We start from the raw sequence: 17700 nt of genomic DNA, 5'->3' as shown, positions 1-17700 counted from the left end.
AGAGTCCGAAGCGAACATTGGGCTGTTGCGAAAAAATTTAGCTGCATTCTTTATGAATGCCCGTCTAGCCAAATCTGTTTTTCTTTTCGCTCAACATATTCAGAGTATACTTCGGTAATGAAAGAGCAAGTAAACCTGAACTTTCTTGGTCGTTTTGAAGTTGTATCTGCACGTCAGCCACGTGGTCCTATCGCAAAAAAAGCGCAGTCGCTTTTGGCTTATCTCGCTGTGGAAAATGCCGGCCCGAAAAGCAGGGAACATTTGGCTGCGCTTCTTTGGGGTGAAACTGGCGACGACCGGGCCCGACATAACCTGCGCCAGACATTGTCGAACATCAAGCAGTATTGTGGAGCGGTTATTGCTTCAAACGGTCAGTATCTTGAGCTCGACAGAAACGTGTGTTCGTCGGACATAGCCGAATTTCTCGATGGTGTCGAAAGCGATGACCCGACAAGGCTTTTTTCGTGCCTTGAGCATTACAAAGGCGACCTTCTGGAAGGTATTCAGATAAATGCCCCTGCGTTCGAGGACTGGCTTCGCGACACGCGTCAACGCCTTCATGAGAGCGCCTGCACGATCATTGATCGCCTCTCGGAGGTGTTGCTCAAAGAGGGCAGAACCGAAGAAGCCGAAGGGGTTGTTCGGAAGCGATTGCAAATGGATCCGGCTTGCGAAAGTGCACATCGCGCATTGATGAACATGCTTGCACGACGCGGGCACCGCTCGGAAGCAATCAGGCAGTATCAGATTTGCGTCGATGCGCTGGAGCGCGAACTCGGGGTGAAACCGGAGGCTGCAACTTTGGCCATGTACGAAGAGATACGTACCGGCGGCCACAGTCAGGAGTGCGGGCAAAATGTGCAATACGAGCCCCCTGAACCCGGTGAATCCTCGCCAATCATAGCTGTCTTGCCATTCGACAACCTTTCCGGAGAGGACGATCTGTACTTTGCAGACGGGATAACTGAGGATATGACAACCGCGCTGTCACGGTTTCACGATCTGCAAGTGATAGCACGCGACTCATCCTTTGTTTACCGCGGCAATGATGTCCCTGAAAACGAAGCCGCAGCGGCCCTTGGCGCAAATTATCTGGTACGGGGAAGCGTTCGTCGATCAAATGCAGCAGTACGTATCAACGTGCAACTGCTGGACATTGAAAACAAACGAACGATTTGGGGGGAACAATACAACCGCCAATTGGAGGACGTGTTCGCAATCCAAAACGACATCGTGTCGACCCTGGTTGCCACGCTTGTGGGCCGGGTTGAAACTGCAAGGCTCAAACAAGCGCGTTCTGTTCCGGTCGAACGGCTCGAAGCCTATGACATCATGCTCAGAGGGAAGTATCACCACCACCTATTTACGGCCGAAGATTGCCAGGCCTGCATCGATTGCTTTGAGCTCGCGATCCAACGCGAACCGAATTACGCGATCGCGCATGCTTGGTTGGCGTGCGGCTATGGTCAGGCGATGGTCCACAATTTGGGCGGCATCGCAGAACTCGTCGACAAGGCGCAAGCAGCGGCCGAACGGGGCTTGGAACTGGATGAGAATGAAAGCGAGTGCCACCGTGTTCTGGCACAGGTCTACCTAACCCGTGGCAATCTGCGTCGCGCGCTCTGGCACCAGGAACGCGCATTGTTTCTCAACCCGAATGATGACCGTTCGATCTGCGCGATGGGAGAGCTTTTGACCTTTGCGGGACAAGCTGCAGAGGGCGAGATGTGGGTGCGAAAATCTTTGAAACTGAACCCCTACCACCCTCAACGATACTGGAGCCATTTGGCCCGCGCGCTGGTCCACCTTGAACGTTACAGCGAAGCTTTGGACATTTTGGATCGGATCGGAAGGCCAAGAAGCGACGACCTGGTATATGGCATCGTGGCAAGCACGAAGCTGGGGGACAAACGTCTTACGCAGAAAGCCCTGGACACGCTCCGCAACGCGCTGCCGGGTTTTGACGCTGAAGTGTTTGCAAAGACCTTGCCGTACGAGCGCGCCGAGGACAGTGAATTGATCCTCGACGCGCTACGTTCGGTTATTTAGGGGCCGCGTTCGCCCGGTCAGGCGGCACGGGCCTGTTTTCTCGCCATCAAATGGTCGGTCAAGTACTCTGCATCGCGGCCGACACCGTCAACGATATTGGAGCCCTTTGTTCTCTGAAAGCGCATACCGAGAACATACAAGCCCTCGACCGGTGTCACACCGTTCTTGTGCTCGATCTCGCCACGTTCATCCACGACCGGGACCTTGAGCCACGGATACTGGCGGGAATATCCCGACGCCCAGATGACAGAGCGGATGTTTTCTGCGTCGATATCCAAAGTTTCCGGGGCAACGGGCAACGTTACCGGCTGGATTGCATCAGGTTCGGATTGCGGCGCTTCAATGCCATTGGCGGCAATGTACCCGTCAATCTTTCCGAGGATATCGAACATCTGCGCATCGGCTTTGCGAACGGTCTCGCCAAGATCGCCGGCAAACCGAATGGAACGGCCGGTTACCCCGGTTGCGTGACCAGCCAGGCGGGCGCCGCGACTTTGGAGAGCGTTCAGGTCCAGATCGTGGTTGTCCAGTGATCCAACCAACTGGGGGGGCGGCATTGAACGCTCGTCCTTCGGATCGGCCTGTGCCGCAAAAGCGCCAATGGCGTCCATCCAGTAGAGGATGTCTTTGCCCCGATAACGGCGCGGAACCCGTATATGAGTGCCGACCGCAACGGTGACTTCGTGTCCGGCGTCCAACAACTCTTCGCCGATTTGCAGCCCCGTGGCCGAAGCGCCGACGATTAGAACGTGACCCTTGGGCACTTGCCCGGGATTCCGGTACTGCGCGGGCACGATTTGAGCAATGTCTTTGGGCAAATCCGCCGCAAAGCCTGGCACGCGGGGGATATCGCAGAAACCGGTTGCAACCACCAGGTTTGAAGAAATCCATTCGACTCTGTCCGTGGCAACCTTAAAGGCTCCGTCCTTTCGGCACTCGACCGCCAATACAGTCGTTCCCGTTTCAACGGGCGCTTCATAGGACTCTGCATATGCTTCCAGATGGCGGATAAACTCGCCCATGGACATGAAACCGTCAGGGTCGTCGCCCTGATAGTGCCAGTACGGCAGGCGGCTTTGCCAGTTGGGGGTCAGCATGCGCAGCGAATCCCAGCGTTCACTGCGCCACCGTTCAGCGATTTGCCCCCTTTCGAGGATCACGTGGTCGATGTTGTGTTCAGCGAGGCACCGGCCCATGGCGAGACCCGCTTGACCTCCACCAATGATGAGTGTGTTGACATGTTTCATGGCTTTCGCTCCTGCATTCTGAATTGCTGATGTACATCCAGTATCGCTTGGCGATGTCCGTAGGGTGTCTGCCCCGGCGTCATTGGACTATCTAAAATGCGTCTATTTCTTACGACGCGTTCGCGATGTTCAGAAGGAGGCTCTTAAAAGGCAATTAGCGTGCGTCCAGAAAATCGCCGAGACAGGAGCATTCGCGCCACGCGTTTGGTCAACAGGTCTGGTCCCGCAATCGATTGGATCCCCGCCGAATCTAAATTCCGCTTTGTCTCACACAGCGAAAATTCGCGGGTGCCTTGATTGTCCACCTCGAGTGAATGGCCGGTCTGGCGCAGCTGCATTGCGGCGACAGGAACGTCGGGAAACGGTAACAATGGGCCGAAAGCAGCAGCTGGTCTGATCAATGCGAACGGCAGGAAAGTCCGCACAGCAGACACTCGCTCCAGTTCATCAACGACAATAACCGGCCCGCTTGAGCCGTGATTTGGCTGCTGACGTCTCCAGGTGCCTATAGCGGCCACCTGAATACCTACGACAGTCTAGCGCGTGCCCTGCGGCGATAACAGCCGCTCCTATGTCCTGTCCGTCTGCGTAACACACCCCTACCCAGCGGTCATGGGTGCGCTCACCGTTCAACTGGCAGGAGATAGACTTGCCACGCAGATAGTTTATCATCCAGCGCTTGGCGTTCTGCCCTGAGCGTGTGCCCAACTCCGGCGCGTCAACACCGTTCAGCCTAACAGGGGTGCCGTCTACAACGATTGTGTCAGCATCTCGGACGTGTAGAGAGTCCGCAAAAGCTGGGACAGCAAGAAAAACGGAAGTGGTGAATATCAAGTATTTCATAAGTCGATAAAGTTTCCGTCCTTAAGAGCTACTTGAGGAAATCTCTACAGAAACCCGTTGCTCTTGAAAGAGTATTCCTCCTTTTTCCCGACAATAACATGGTAATAACATGGTCATGTATCAAAATGCCCAATGTTTCACAGGCGTCCTGTACGCGCTCAGTCACTTCGATATCTGCCTTGCTGGGGGTCGGGTCTCCTGATGGGTGGTTATGGACCAAGATTAGTGAGCTGGCGTTGAGTTCCAAAGCACGTTTAACGACCTCACGCGGATATACCGGCACATGGTCAACAGTGCCCTTCGCCTGTTCTTCGTCAGCAATCAAGACGTTCTTGCGATCCAGGTACAAGATGGGCACCAAGGATTCATGTTTAAAGCCCGCCAACACTTTGAGCCTGTTTGCCGGCGCATTCGCTTTATTCCAGATAGCGTGCAAGTAGTGAGCGGCGAGACCAAGACTTGTACAGCCAAGACAAAGGGCGGTGTTTGCATCGAACCCACTTGCCCAGCGAGACACACTGCCGACTGCATGGTGCTTTATCGGCGGATTCCGAGACCCCATAGGACCGCAAGTGGCAGTCCGAAGGGGCTGAGGCGCTTTGGACAGCGCGACGCCAATTTCTAGAGGTAGGGAGAGAACCGGCGTAGGGCACAACAATGCCTTAAGCACAGTGCATTTGCGCCAGCACTTGCGCGATTCATGCCAATTGTGCAAGGTGAGTCAAATTAGAAAAAACTTTTTAGAGTTGTAGGTAAGTTCGAGCATTGTTGAAGTTTCTGACTGTTTGAAAAACAGATTTCAGGAGAAGTACTTTGGTTGAAGAATCGGACCCAGCAAATCAGAAACCATCCGCCGTATCACCTGATTCGGCTGAAGCAAATAAAACCACAAACCAGCAAAGTGAATGGGTCGCCGAGGCAAAGAAAACGACTATTTCATTCTTATCAAAATTACTCGTTCCTCTTGCTATCGCAGCTCTTGCACTGTTGTTCCTGAACCAAATTAAAGCAGCTTTAGGAATAACGGCAATCGAGCGTTACCTTGTTGAACTTCAGAAGAGTGTCGCGCATTCTGAAGATACCGTTTTCTATCACCAGTTTGAATTTCAAATACCATCTTTGAAAGATGAAGAGAACATGCTCGCGTTCTATGGAATTTCCGAGCCGGTCATCAACCTTTTGGATAGAAATAAGATTGATGGGTTGGAAGGAACACTAAAAGAATTTTGGAGAAATGCACTTAACGAAGAGCGCGCGAAATCGCAAACTGATGAGTTTGTACCTATTGCCGAAGGTGGGAACTTACCCAATGAGTTAATCCTTCGTGTAAGAAATGACATAAATACGCTGCGCAAAGCCAACATTGAAATTGATCAAACAGTATTCAAGAACTTCCCATTTTCGGCAGCCATCGACGCGCTAGTTACGATATGGCACAATGTAAACTGCCACAATGTCTCTAACTTCCCCACAAAAGAAGTGGTCGCTTATTCGATGAAAGTTGATCAGGTTCAACTGTCACGTTCCGGGATCGGAGAACATTATCAAGACTTGGACCTTGATGGAATAAGTGTCTCCAATTTGGTGCCTACAGAGACCGGTTCAGACCTACGCCAACTATCTCTGGTGTTGGAGATATTTCCCGAGCGTGGTGCCGCAGAAGGAATAACTGCGCGAGAAGCGCTGGAACGGCGAGCGGTAGGCGCAACTGCTCTTTCATCCTGTTCATTTGAGATAATGATCTATGTTCGAGACAACCCTCGGGAATTTCAGCCTGGAGGCCTTGGAAGAACGATACAATCCTTCATGAAAAAGAACTTAGGAGGTTAATTTGAAAAGATACCTGTATTGGCTTTCCTTTGCCACGGCTCTTTTTGGCACCATCAACCCTTTGTTCGCCGCCGAGTGCCCAGAAGATAGCATTGAGCGGCAGTACAATGAACGTGCGGGTTCGGTGGCGGCAGTCTCTTCACCGATGCCTTTAGAGGGGGCATTGATCCCCGTTGTTTATGAGGTGGCTTTTAGTCAGACAGAGTTTTTTGCAACTAACTTTCGTTGCAGTGTCACTCGCCAACAAGCGTACCCGGCTTACCGCGCTTTCACTTGGTTAATTGAGCTACCCAATGATGAGGAATATTCTGTACTACCTATTAGAAACTTGACAAATGCTGCATTGGAATCCGAAGGATCCAACATTCAAAGGATCGGAGATATTGTTCTTTTTTTAGAGTCGGGACGAGAACTCTTCCTGTCTTCGTCAATTGACTTCTTAGTGAACAACAATGAACTCCTTTTTCCAGATAGCAGTCAATTTAGGCTACTGGTCAGCGGACCCTTTTTCCGCCCAACAAAAGATGGAGAAGAACCTATTGGGATCATTCTATCGAAGACCTTAGGGAAGCTTGGTGAGTATCGGAATTTCTCGGGCCGCCACGTTCTTTGCGTTGGCCAAAATGGACTTGATTTGCTAGAGCGAGATTGGCTTGCTGAAAAGCTAGGTGTACCGACTTCAAACGAAAAAGTACTTGACTCAGCGATTGACAAGTATGCGACAGAAAACTGCTCGGACGCGTTTCAAACTGGACCAGCATTTTGGGAGCGCCCGAGATCCGGTGACACTCAAAGTGTTCCGGGGATTTCTGGACTGTCACTCCGAGCAGCGCAGCGAAATGTCATTTTCCGTATTGGTAGCGGAGAGGACTATCGAACGTTTCTGGCATCATCAATATCAAGTGTCAGTTCGTTTGATATGATGGTGATTGTCGCTGCGATTGCCGCCGAAATCGACGACACTCTTCCGGTTGTTTGGGCAATCGGACTTCAAGATGAAGACTATTTGGCTGGGCCGTTGTTGCAATTGGACGGGAATCAGATGCGATTGGCACCGACCCATCGCCCTACTGGTGCTGTGTTGGTCCTCAAATAGACGCCAAGTTTGTATTTCCCGAGAGCCACGGAAGTCGCTGGAGTGTTCTGGGAGGCTATTCGCAGAGGAAACAGGTGTTGTTTGTAGTGTGATTTGGTCTGCGTTCAGAAACGGCAAAGTCTTGTTATCTGGACAAAACCACCCCAACCCCGCTTGCCGTATCGCCTTCGTCAAGGAACTGAATGCCTTGGGCTTCTAAGGCGGATCGGATGGCTTGTGCAGTTTCCTTTCTGCCACCCATGGGGCCGTCGTTTGTCTCAAGTCTGGCTATTGTAGGGTAGGACACACCTGACCGTTCCGCCAAGTCTACTTGAGACCAAGCCAATAATGCCCTAGCGGCTTTGATTTGCCTAATTGATAGAATTTCTACTGACATTTGCCTTGCTCGTGATGATATGATTTCTATCAATATCACAACCGGAGGAAACAGTAATGACTGAACAACGCGTTTGCGCGAACGATAGCGCTCATGAGCAGCCTCATCTGACTGGTCCAAGTTGATTGTTAGTGCATCATCGGCCTTTGATCCATCGGGATGATGGTTTCGGTCGCTGGCGGGCGATATGCCTCTTGCCATGCCTGCCCCACATTCTGCCCCACACTTGCGCCGCGTTATTTTGCGACATTCTGCAACAGTGTGCTACAGGTGCCAGTTGCATTTTGCAACAGGGCTAAGGTGTTAGCGACAGTTTGCAACATGTTGCACCAGAAACATGGTGCCCACCGCCCGCAACAAAATTTTATCTAACACTCTGTAAAAAAATAAAAGAACCTTCCGCATCAATCCCCCAACTAGCCCCCGCAATCTGCGCCGGATATGCGGAAGGATCGGCAGAGGTCACAGCCTCGCGCCTGCACCGCCTTATGACGGCTTCGAGCCCACATCGGACGTCATTCAGGACCAATACAGTTCGTCGTTTTTAGACGCCGGTCACAGACTGCAGGTTGTCTTGGTGCACGCCCTCATAGGCATCGAAGTAGGTCAACGAGCCTTCTTCGAACCAGACTTTCGCAAATTCCCGAAGCGTAAGATTGCTCCATCCTGCCCCATCGCGGCACTGCAAGAGCTTTGCAACATATTGCCTCGTAGCCGTTATGAATGAGCAATCATATCCACCTCTTGCGATCCGATCGGGGTCACCATGGCAGGGCAGGATGGCCGAAATATCCCAGGTGGAAAGCCGGTCAAGTTCGGCCAGGTGAATATCAAGGCGATCTGGTTCGGCGACATAGGTCACGCTATCTTCCAGCGCATCACCCGCCAGCAAGATCCTGGACTTTGGAAGGTAGAGCGCGACACCGTCGTGACTGTGAATATCCAAAGGACGTAGTTCAATGTCGGTCGTCCCAACACTCAACGCCATTTCACCGTCAAACACAGTTGTGGGCATCACTACCGGCTTGATCGGCGGATCGCTCTTCGAATAACTTTCCTCTTTTTCAACCAGCGCCTTTGCCGTTTTGTTGCCCGCAATGATTTCGCAATCAGCAAACACCTCGGTTCCAGCGATATGATCCTTGTGATGATGGCTAAGCACAACCCGAATTGATGTCACCCCACGACGTTGCAGCTCGCTTCGTATCCAACGAGCGTGATCAAGCGAGATGTGCGTGTCATAGACCACAGCGTCAGTGCCATTGAGGATGGCATAGCTGGCGACCCCGAGTGTATATGCCGCGTCGTCCATCCAATTCCACGACGGAGAATGAAGTCGGGCCCCTGCAACCCGACCGTCATAAAACGCCAAAATATTGGGGGCTGGCTCCAATACTCGCAAAGTTGCAGTTGAGGTCATCAGCCCGGATTTCTGGCTGTGAAGAAATTCAGATTTGCCGGGATGCGGATGCCTCCGTTGACTTCGAAGCAGCGAAAATTGGCGATTACATAATCGGTTATCGCCTCGATATCTTCCTCGCTCCCGGAGTACTTCTTGAGTATCCTCGCTGCCGGGCCGATATTCGAAGCCAAAGCCGCAGCACGCTCCAAGGGCCCGGGATGAGTTAGGTTTACCCTGATCGTTTCGCCGTTCACGTCTTTGAAACCAGCCTCTTCTAGAATTCCAGCGACATGGCCAGCGTTCTGAAAGCCCAGCGGTCCAGGGGCGTTGGGGTCTGAGCTTTCTAAAGGTCCCAGCCTGTCAACCGCACCGTCTTTGGGCACGTCAAACCAAGGATTTCCCTTGGCCGGTGCCCATGCAGCAAGAGCCATTCGGCCCGATGGCTTGATCTGGCCCCGAATATTGACGAAGGCAGCAACGGGATCGGCAAAGAACATTGATCCGAAGCGAGAGATCACCAAATCAAACGGCGCGTCAGGAAACTGGTCGGTTTGCGCATCCGCTAACAGATACTGTGCTTCAACCGTTGCTTCTTTTGCACGCTGGCGGGCCTGTTCGATCAAGGGTGCAGAAATGTCGACTGCGCATATTGTTCCGCCTGGTGCGACAAGCGAAGAAAACGTCCTGCTCGTAGCTCCAGTACCGCAACCTATGTCCAAGACGCGCTCGCCTGGCGAAGGCTTCGACCGCTCAACCAGCGCTTTGTCGACCGCGCCAAATACCACATCAAGTTCGCTTTCGAAATCTATCCACTTAAGTCCGCTCTTCGAACTCCAGTAGTCAGCCTGTGCTTGGTTATCTTGCATATGAGCATTGTGAAGGCGTTTGGCGGAAAAAAGCAAATGTCGGGTTTTTCCGCTAAGTAGAGGTTTAAGCAAGTTGACCGCATTTAGCCCAATGCAGACGCGCGATTTTGGACAGAAGCAATTTTCTTGTACAATAGATTTCATCAGCAAATCGGAGAAAACCGTGCGCCTAAGGTTGTTGCCGGTATTGAGTTTTGTATTTGCGTCGATTCGGTGCGGCGCAGCTTCAGCTGGTTCGTCCGGAGAGCGAAAGTTCTATTATCCAAACGCAGAGCCGCTCGGTGAAGCGGAGATGCGAGTTATCTCGCTGGGAACCGGAACACCTAATTTTCGACACTCTCAAGCGTCAGCGTCGTGGTTGGTTGAACTTGGCAATGGCGACAAGTTCCTCTTCGATGTCGGAACTGGTTCGTTAGCAAATTTGGCCGCGTTGGAAATCCCATACACTTATCTGGACAAAGTGTTCATTAGCCACCTGCACGTAGATCATATTGGAGACCTCGATGCACTTTTTGTGGGTGGCTGGGTGTCAAACCGAACGGTTCCCCTGCAGGTATGGGGACCAAGTGGCTTAAAGCCAGAATACGGGACCGCTGCGGCCATGGATGGCCTCCTCAAAATGTTGGCCTGGGACTTGGCAGGGCGGCGCGGGAATATGCCCTCGGCAGGTGGACACCTCTCGGTGACTGAGTTCGACTATTCTAAGACACAGATAGTTTATGAAAGCGATGGTGTTGTCATTCGATCTTGGCCCGCGATTCACGGCATAGACGGTTCAGTGTCCTACAGCTTGGAGTGGAAAGGACTTAAATTCGTCTACTCAGGTGACACCAACCTAAACAAGTGGTTCGTGGAAAACGCTAAAGAAGCGGATCTTGTCATTCACGAATGCTACTTAACGATCCAACAATTCATTGATATCAAAAACTACGACCCTGAACGCGCCCGATTGGTGGCAACGGTGGTTCACACGCCACCAGACGCGTGCGGAAAACTATTCGCGATGATTGAGCCGCGGCATGCGATTGCCTACCATACATTTGCCGATTTCGATATTGCTCCGGACACAATTGCAGCAATCCGAAAGACGTATGACGGCCCGCTCACTTTGGCTCAGGACATGCTTGTTTGGAATGTTTCGGAAGATGCCGTAAGTGTTAGAGAGATCGTCGGATCAGACAGTCCATTGCCTGTTGACCCTCCAACTCCTGCGGGCCCACCTGACCCCAGCGAAAGAACAGAGTTGTCGGATTGGCTTAATGCGGGTCGCCTAAATCTTAACGGAGACTAGCCTGCAATGCGCTTCAGTGGGATTAGCGGCCGCTTAATCCGCAGAGCAGTCATTCATGCCCGGTGCAGTTAAGGTCTACTTGGAGCCCAAGAGCGTCAGATCCTGCACCAGTGGTGAATGGCGGTAATGCGCAGAAACCAGAATTTGCTAAGTCCGTGTGCGGCCCATAACAGAACTTGAACCGTGCTTCGAACAACGACGGCTTCGAAACATACCAACTCGCAAGGAGAAGTAGTCTCAATCCTCATTCTGCCACAAGTGCGACAATTGCTTCTCGAGGCTGGGAATGTTGGTTGTTTGCCTCAAGCGGTTTGTTGAGCTTGCCACGATACACCAACGCGAACACGGGTGTGGTGAAATAGAAGGATACGACGGTCGACAACAAAACGCCTCCGGCGATTGCAACGGCGAATGGCGGCCAAAATGCGCCTCCACCCATGATCAGGGGTAGGAACCCGCCGAAGGTAGTGACCGTTGTCGAGATGATGTGCCGACTTGATCCAGTCACTACTCGCGCCATGGCCGCACGGTCGCCTTGGTTTGCGTCAACGTCTTGTTGCAACCCGGTCAAAATGATTATCGCCGCGTTGATCGAAACCCCGATTGAGCCGATGACCCCGATGATTGCTGTTATACCGAACGGGAATTGCATAACCGCCAGCGACAGCATTGAAAGGCCTGCAGACAACACGCACACGACCAAGGTCACCAGTGTTAGTCGGAACGAGTTAAAGGTCAGAACGATGGTCGCGAAGGAGAGTGTGACAATCAAACCAACAGAGGCAAGCAGATTGCCCACGGTGTTGGATCGGGCATCACTGTCGCCGCCTAAGGACATCGAATAGCCTTGCGGCAACACAAACCCGGACGCATCAAGCGCTTCTAGTATGTCCTGCAATGCCTCTTCGGGTAAAACACCGGGTACGATAAACGCCTGTATGGTGTTTTCGCGCACGCCATCCGTTCGAGTTATTACGCTTTCTGCCGGTTCAATCACGGGCTTGGCCAATTCCGACAGCGGTACCGCTGGGAAGGCTCCAGTCGCAGATATCGCAGCTGCATTTGGCAGTAGGATAGGCATACTGACAATCGTGCTTAGATCTGAACGCACCTCGTCACCTAAGCGAACGCGGACTGGTAACTGCTCGGTTCCTTCGATCAGCGATCCACCGGTAATGCCAACCAGCGCCGTGTCCAGCTGGCCAGCTATATCCGCCACGTCCAGCCCCAACAGACGGGCTTTGACTTCATCAATCTCGAACCGGACTTGAGGGGTGCCGCCGTTCACACTGGCGCGCGCCTGAGTCACCAAATCGAGATTGGCCATGACTGAACGCACCTCGTCGCCCAGATTGCGCAATACCGTGATGTCTTGGCCCTGAATTTTGACTTCAACCGGTGCGGCGACCGGAGGGCCCTGAACAAGACTGCGAACGATGATCTGCGCGTCAGGAAAGTCGGTATCCAGACGACGCTGCAACGCTCCGACAAGGCGAGCCGCGTCGTCAGCCGTGTCGGTCGTGATCATGGCTTGTGCAAAACCGGGCTCGCGTGAACGGTTGCCAACGATGTTGTAGTAGAATGCCGGGCCGGACTCTCCAACTGTCCAGTAGACACTCTTGACGCCGTCATCCGCCAGAAGCATTTCGTCAATCTGGCGCGCTGTTGCTTCAGTGGTGGCAATAGATGTTCCACCCGGCATGTCGACCTCGATATAGAACTGGTTTCGGTCGACACCCGGGAAGAATTGCGCCGTCAGCGTTGGAAAGGCCGCAAAGCCCAGCACAGGCAAGACCAATGCCAACGCGATGGATCGCACGGGATTAGAAACAGACAATCGGATTGAGGCCTCAAACAAGCGGGAAAGCGGCGGGATGACGATACCACGGCTCAGCATTCCTGCGTCTGAGCGATCGGACAGTAACCAGCCAGCAATCGCCGGTGTAACCGTCAACGCCACAACCAGGGACCAGACAAGCATAAGTACCACTGCGATAGCGATGGCACCTACAAAGTCGCCTGCGGGTCCCGGCAGCAAGATCATCGGCGTGAAGGCAAGCGCTGTTGTCACGGTCGATGCCAGCAGTGGCGCGGCCAACCGGCGTACGGCATCTCGCACGGCTGCAAGTCGCTCCATCCCATCCTGCAGACGACGTCGGATTTCATCGGTCATCACGATAGCTGCGTCAACGAGCAGACCGAGGGCAACAATCAGACCCGTCACGGACATCTGATGGATTGGCAATCCAATCATGTTCATCGTCGCCAGAGTTGCCAATGAGACGACCGGCAATACCAAAGCCACAATCGCGGCCGCCCGAACCCCCAACGTAACAAACAAAACTGCCACGACCAGAGCCACGCCAATGGCCATGTTGACCCCAACCTCTGACAAACGATCCGTTGTGTACTGGCTTTGATCAAACAGCAGTATTTCCTGCATGCCCAAAGGCACCGATGCAGCACCAGCCTCAAGTTCATCCCGAAGAAAGCCTGTCCAACGGTCGATCTGTACGCCGTCCTGCGCCAGAACACCTACCAAAACCGAGGGCTTTCCGTTGGCAAACGCTATTGAGGACTGCGGTTCGCGCGCGCCCCGGTCTACGCTGGCAATATCTCCGAGCTGCACCACGGCACCGTCTGCGTTTTCTCGCAGGATGATGCTTCGAATGCGGTCCAAAGTCTCAATTTCTCCGCTGATGCCTATTGTCAGGTCGACATCGGACTGCAAACGCCCAGACTGGACCTTCCCATCTGCTTCGGCGATCCGTTGGGAAATCTCGGCTACGCCAAGCCCAAGCGCAGCGGCCTTGTCCATATCGACGCTTACGAGCACCTCTTCTTCTGGCTGACCGAAATAGTCCACTGCGCGTGTATCAGGTATCGCACGCAATCTGTCACCCAATGCTTCGGCATGACGCGACAGCAAAGTTAACGGGAAGTCTGGATCCTCGGCCGCAACTGCAATGACCGCAGAATAGGCAGAAATGCCCTCGGCATCGAATTCCGGTGGCAAAACTCCTATGGGAAAATTCTGGCGCGCATCTTCGACGGCATCCCGAGCCTCGGCCCAAACCTGCTCAATGGTGGCTTCGTCTAGCGTTTCCAGCAATTCTACCGAAACGACCGACACACCCGAGCGGGAGACTGAACTGATCTCATCCACCTCGGCGATTTTCCGCATCTCTTCTTCGATTTCTGCTGTAACCAGCGCTTCAACCCGTTCTGGGTCTGCACCCGGGAACTGTGTCGTTACAGTTGCGAAGAGGTTGGTGATCGTAGGGTCTTCCTGTCGCCCAAGAGATAGGAACGAAGACAGGCCTGCAGATACAAGCACCAAAATGATGAGGGCAACCAGCCGGGGGTGGCGAAAGGTAAGGGTTTCCATCAGATCGCTCCGTTACTCGCCAGTGTCGAAGGCGACGCGCTGACCAACGCTGAATCGCTGCGGCCCCTGATCGATCAGGACTGTGCCTTCCGGAAACACTCCACGCACAAAGACACGGTCGTCTTCGGCATGCAGCACTTCGACCGCCGCTAGCCGCACAGTCTTTTGCGCGTCGGCAACGAGCAGGGTCCATTGCCCGCGCGTTCCTTCCTTAAGTGAAGTTGTGGACACCCAGGTTCCCGCACTTTGGACAGGTTCGAGTACATGCACACGTGCGGTTTGTCCGAAAGCAACGTCCGGCGCTTTCTTAAGGTCGAACAGCGCGGTTCGGGTTCGGGTCACCGGGTCAATATCAGGCCGCAAAGTTGTAAGCTCAGCCCTATATCTTTGACCTGCTACTTCGATCTCAACATAAGTCAGCAGAACCGGATCAACATCGAGAGGAACACCGATCCGAACCTGCGGCGACTCGACCTCGACCATACCCAGAACCAGCTCGCCTGAGCGCAGAGTTTCTCCACCGTCCACGTTTCGAGCGGTTATCTGACCGGCAAACGGAGCCTCTATACTGGATTTCTCGATCCGAACGGTTACATCACGCAAGGCCGCATCCAGTTCGCCAATTCTGGAAAGCAATTCATCTTGTTGGGAAACTGCCTCATCTAGGCGGGCTTGACTGGTAAAGCCTTGCTCGATGAGTTTAGCGTTTCGCTCGACCGTTTTCTTGGCAAATGCAAGCTGGGCTGCAATGGCATCACGTGACGCTGTGAGACGGTCGCGTTCGACCTCCAACAGAGCGACGTCCAATGTTGCGAGAAGCTGGCCCTTAGCGACCTCGTCTCCCTCATCCACCAGGATTTGGTCAAGCGTGCCATTCAATTCGAAAGAGATATCCGCTGAACGTTGAGGTTCGACTTGTCCGATGAATACACGTCCGACCGTGTAAGCGCTCTCCGACGTGATCAGCGTTGCGGAAACCGGGGTCACTGCGGCCGCTTCCGGTGAGGGAACAGCATCTGCCCTGCGAGTGAGCTCGGACGCGCCGAAGTAAACTGCGGCCGCTGCGACGGCTATGAAGCTGACGGTCATGCCGAGACGCGTAGTGCCGCGCAGCAAAAGCGAAAATAGGTTCGGTTTGATCGCTTTAGTAGATGAATTTGCAGGATTCGGCATTTGGGAACCTCATCAAGTTAGCGTCTCTAACATATGTTAGAAGTTCTTACTTTGACAAGGGGTACGTGATCTGGCACATCTTGGATCATGAGCAGCACAGAAAAAAATCACTCAACAACCATCCAGGCGACCGGTCATTCAATGAGCAAGAAGGCTTACCATCACGGCGATCTCCGTGCTGCGCTGATCGAAGCAACCCGACAGTTGGTTGAAGAGAAAGGACCTGACAGTTTTTCCGTATCTGAGGCGTGCAGACGCGCGGGCGTCTCGACTGCGGCACCGTACAAGCACTTCAAAGACAAGACAGAAATGCTGGTCGCCACTGTCCTTGAGGGAATGGATCGGTACCGAGACAAAATGCTTGCCGCACTGGAAGGCGTTCCTGAAGGATCCCCCGACCGCATTACCGCCATCGGGATGGAGTATATAGCCTTCGCTTTAAATGAGCCCGGGATCTTCAGGCTGAAATTTGGCGGCTTCACAGACCGCATCGCGGATCCCCGGCTGAAGGAAGGCGGCCAGCAAAGCTTTGCGATTCTGCTAGCTGAGGTTGCAAAGTGTCTCGGCGAACCGGGAATCACAGACGAAGTTCGCCGCCGCGGTTTTTTGCTATGGAGTTTCGTGCACGGGCTGTCGTTCATTCTGCATGACAAAGGACTTGCGGATAAAGGAGGAGAGTTCGATTTGCGTACTCTTCTCGAGGACGTTTCGGAAAGAATGCTCAGATGATCGTTCTCGGGACAAAACAAACACGACCCACCTTTGATGGCGGACAAACCCAAGCATTAGATCGCCTGCACCTATTCGACTGCTTTGGTTCAGGCAAATAACACTCTCCGGAAGCGCAGCGAATGTCCGCTATCCGAAATGCAAGGTCTATTCGTGAATGTCGCCTTCGTAATGAGCTAGTAGTAGCAGATATGGTGTACCGTAGAATCTTTAGTTCAAAGCCTCCGGTTCGCAGGCTGGCGCACTTTAAGCAGACTAGTTAGCTAGGAACGTCCGCAGGCGCCAGGATCGTCATTCCCACTCGACCTGCCACGGACATGATCGCCGGAATGTCTGGTGGTGCATCTGGCGCCGGAATATCGGTCGTGCCGTCAGGCATTGCTTCACCGGCTTCAGTAAAGAAAGTGTCATGCATCGCGCCGGGGGCATTAATGCAAAGTAACCGGCCAGGCCGCTCTCCGGTGCATGTAAAGGCGTGCACTGCGCCGTCCGGAACCTTAACGAAGTCACCACATTTGACGTTGACTGTCTCACCATTCAAAAAGAACTCGAATTCACCATCGAGCACATAGAAACTCTCATCTTCACCAGCATGATGATTGGGCGGTGCACCGGCACCCGGTGCCGTCTTTATCTCAACAATTGTGCAACGATCTCCAGTCTCACTGGGAAAGGCATGAAAGGTCAAAAGGTTCCCAAGTAGATGATAAATTCGCGGGCGAGATTCAGTCATTATTGCGACTCCCTTTACTTGAAACAAACTGCCCTTATGATACACATATCCACTTATGAGACAAGTGTATTATAAAGGGTTTGGAATTGGCGCCTCGTACAAATCAAATCAACCGAACGCGAGAAGTACTTCTTTCGGCTGCACGTGACCTGATGTCGGAAGGCAAGGAGGTCACGCTAGCAAAAGTCGCTGAACGCGCCAAAACCAGTCGTGCGACGGTCTATCGCTACTTTTCTGACCCAAGTGTCTTGGCTTTGGATGCGACGCTGGATCTTGACGTCACTCCCACGTCGGAACTTCTTGAGGGGCTGGATGACGTTAGGAGCCGTGTACATGTGGTCGCGCGCTACTATCTGGAATTTTCTCGGGTTAATGAGGCGCACTTCCGGCAGTTTCTGGCGGAATCACTCAAGGCATCTCTTGAGGATGGAACGGTCAAAATGCGTGGGGCCAGAAGATTAGCGGCTTTTTCGGAAGCACTTGCGCCAGTTCACCCATTGATGGAGCCGAAGGAAATTGACGACCTAGCAAAGCGATTGTCCATGACGACGGGCATGGAACAACTTGTCATTCTTGAAGACATTTTACGTGTGGACGAAGCTACTGGTTACCAACTTCAGAAAGGGTTGGTCGACGCTCTTTTGGATCGGTACTTGCCAAAAAACTGAGGCATGATT

At 53.0% G+C, this 17700-nt stretch carries 15 protein-coding genes; 6 read left to right on the top strand and 9 right to left on the bottom strand.

What is annotated here, in order from left to right:
- The first annotated feature begins 213 nt into the window (after positions 1 to 213).
- Positions 214 to 2049 carry a BTAD domain-containing putative transcriptional regulator gene (locus tag GOV85_RS10360; RefSeq protein WP_217358289.1) on the top strand — a complete coding sequence of 612 codons (1836 nt, stop codon included), beginning with the start codon at positions 214 to 216 and terminating at the stop codon, positions 2047 to 2049.
- Positions 2050 to 2066: 17 nt separating this feature from the next.
- Here GOV85_RS10360 and GOV85_RS10355 read toward each other — a convergent pair whose 3' ends face one another.
- The 3 genes from GOV85_RS10355 to GOV85_RS21770 form a co-directional block, all read right to left on the bottom strand.
- Positions 2067 to 3296, bottom strand: coding sequence for an NAD(P)-binding domain-containing protein (locus GOV85_RS10355; RefSeq protein ID WP_171177683.1), 1230 nt, complete (start codon positions 3294 to 3296; stop codon positions 2067 to 2069).
- Positions 3297 to 3743: 447 nt separating this feature from the next.
- Positions 3744 to 4139: a thermonuclease family protein gene (locus tag GOV85_RS10350; protein WP_171177680.1), complete on the bottom strand. Its 396-nt coding sequence runs from the start codon at positions 4137 to 4139 to the stop codon at positions 3744 to 3746.
- Between the two features lie 28 nt (positions 4140 to 4167).
- Positions 4168 to 4656, bottom strand: coding sequence for a RadC family protein (locus GOV85_RS21770; RefSeq protein WP_371813585.1), 489 nt, complete (start codon positions 4654 to 4656; stop codon positions 4168 to 4170).
- Between the two features lie 296 nt (positions 4657 to 4952).
- Between GOV85_RS21770 and GOV85_RS10340 the strand changes: the two genes are divergently transcribed.
- Both GOV85_RS10340 and GOV85_RS10335 read left to right on the top strand, forming a co-directional pair.
- Positions 4953 to 5969, top strand: coding sequence for a hypothetical protein (locus GOV85_RS10340; protein WP_171177678.1), 1017 nt, complete (start codon positions 4953 to 4955; stop codon positions 5967 to 5969).
- Position 5970: 1 nt separating this feature from the next.
- Positions 5971 to 7065, top strand: a complete 1095-nt coding sequence (locus GOV85_RS10335; protein ID WP_171177676.1) for a hypothetical protein — start codon at positions 5971 to 5973, stop codon at positions 7063 to 7065.
- A 124-nt stretch (positions 7066 to 7189) separates the two neighbouring features.
- On the opposite strand, the gene GOV85_RS10330 is transcribed toward GOV85_RS10335, so the two are convergent.
- The 3 genes from GOV85_RS10330 to GOV85_RS10320 all read right to left on the bottom strand — a co-directional run bounded on the left by GOV85_RS10330 (position 7190) and on the right by GOV85_RS10320 (position 9853).
- On the bottom strand, positions 7190 to 7441 hold the full coding sequence (locus GOV85_RS10330; RefSeq protein WP_171178089.1) for a helix-turn-helix transcriptional regulator: 252 nt from the start codon (positions 7439 to 7441) through the stop codon (positions 7190 to 7192).
- Between the two features lie 544 nt (positions 7442 to 7985).
- Positions 7986 to 8861 carry an MBL fold metallo-hydrolase gene (locus GOV85_RS10325; RefSeq protein WP_171177674.1) on the bottom strand — a complete coding sequence of 292 codons (876 nt, stop codon included), beginning with the start codon at positions 8859 to 8861 and terminating at the stop codon, positions 7986 to 7988.
- Complete coding sequence (locus GOV85_RS10320) at positions 8861 to 9853, bottom strand: class I SAM-dependent methyltransferase (RefSeq protein WP_171177673.1); 993 nt, start codon at positions 9851 to 9853, stop codon at positions 8861 to 8863. The genes GOV85_RS10325 and GOV85_RS10320 overlap by 1 nt, the downstream gene beginning before the upstream one ends.
- Between GOV85_RS10320 and gntH the strand changes: the two genes are divergently transcribed.
- Entirely contained in the window at positions 9801 to 11000 is a 1200-nt protein-coding gene (gene gntH, locus GOV85_RS10315; RefSeq protein ID WP_171177671.1) for a guanitoxin biosynthesis MBL fold metallo-hydrolase GntH, read from the top strand. The genes GOV85_RS10320 and gntH overlap by 53 nt on opposite strands.
- A gap of 244 nt (positions 11001 to 11244) precedes the next feature.
- Here gntH and GOV85_RS10310 read toward each other — a convergent pair whose 3' ends face one another.
- Both GOV85_RS10310 and GOV85_RS10305 read right to left on the bottom strand, forming a co-directional pair.
- A complete protein-coding gene (locus GOV85_RS10310) occupies positions 11245 to 14388 on the bottom strand; it encodes an efflux RND transporter permease subunit (RefSeq protein WP_171177669.1) in 3144 nt (1047 codons plus the stop codon).
- Positions 14389 to 14400: 12 nt separating this feature from the next.
- Positions 14401 to 15561, bottom strand: coding sequence for an efflux RND transporter periplasmic adaptor subunit (locus GOV85_RS10305; protein ID WP_171177667.1), 1161 nt, complete (start codon positions 15559 to 15561; stop codon positions 14401 to 14403).
- Between the two features lie 87 nt (positions 15562 to 15648).
- Between GOV85_RS10305 and GOV85_RS10300 the strand changes: the two genes are divergently transcribed.
- Positions 15649 to 16290 carry a TetR/AcrR family transcriptional regulator gene (locus GOV85_RS10300; RefSeq protein ID WP_216599024.1) on the top strand — a complete coding sequence of 214 codons (642 nt, stop codon included), beginning with the start codon at positions 15649 to 15651 and terminating at the stop codon, positions 16288 to 16290.
- Positions 16291 to 16549: 259 nt separating this feature from the next.
- Here GOV85_RS10300 and GOV85_RS10295 read toward each other — a convergent pair whose 3' ends face one another.
- Complete coding sequence (locus GOV85_RS10295) at positions 16550 to 17023, bottom strand: cupin domain-containing protein (RefSeq protein ID WP_171177665.1); 474 nt, start codon at positions 17021 to 17023, stop codon at positions 16550 to 16552.
- 80 nt (positions 17024 to 17103) lie between these two features.
- Between GOV85_RS10295 and GOV85_RS10290 the strand changes: the two genes are divergently transcribed.
- The gene (locus tag GOV85_RS10290) at positions 17104 to 17691 is read left to right on the top strand and encodes a TetR/AcrR family transcriptional regulator (protein WP_371810786.1); all 588 of its coding nucleotides are present in this window, start codon (positions 17104 to 17106) and stop codon (positions 17689 to 17691) included.
- Positions 17692 to 17700 lie beyond the last annotated feature (9 nt).

The sequence above is a fragment of the Ruegeria sp. HKCCA4633 genome (genome assembly GCF_013034605.1).
Classification (GTDB): domain Bacteria; phylum Pseudomonadota; class Alphaproteobacteria; order Rhodobacterales; family Rhodobacteraceae; genus Ruegeria.
Note: the sequence above shows the minus strand (reverse complement) of the source record. Positions and strands in the feature narration are given on the sequence as shown.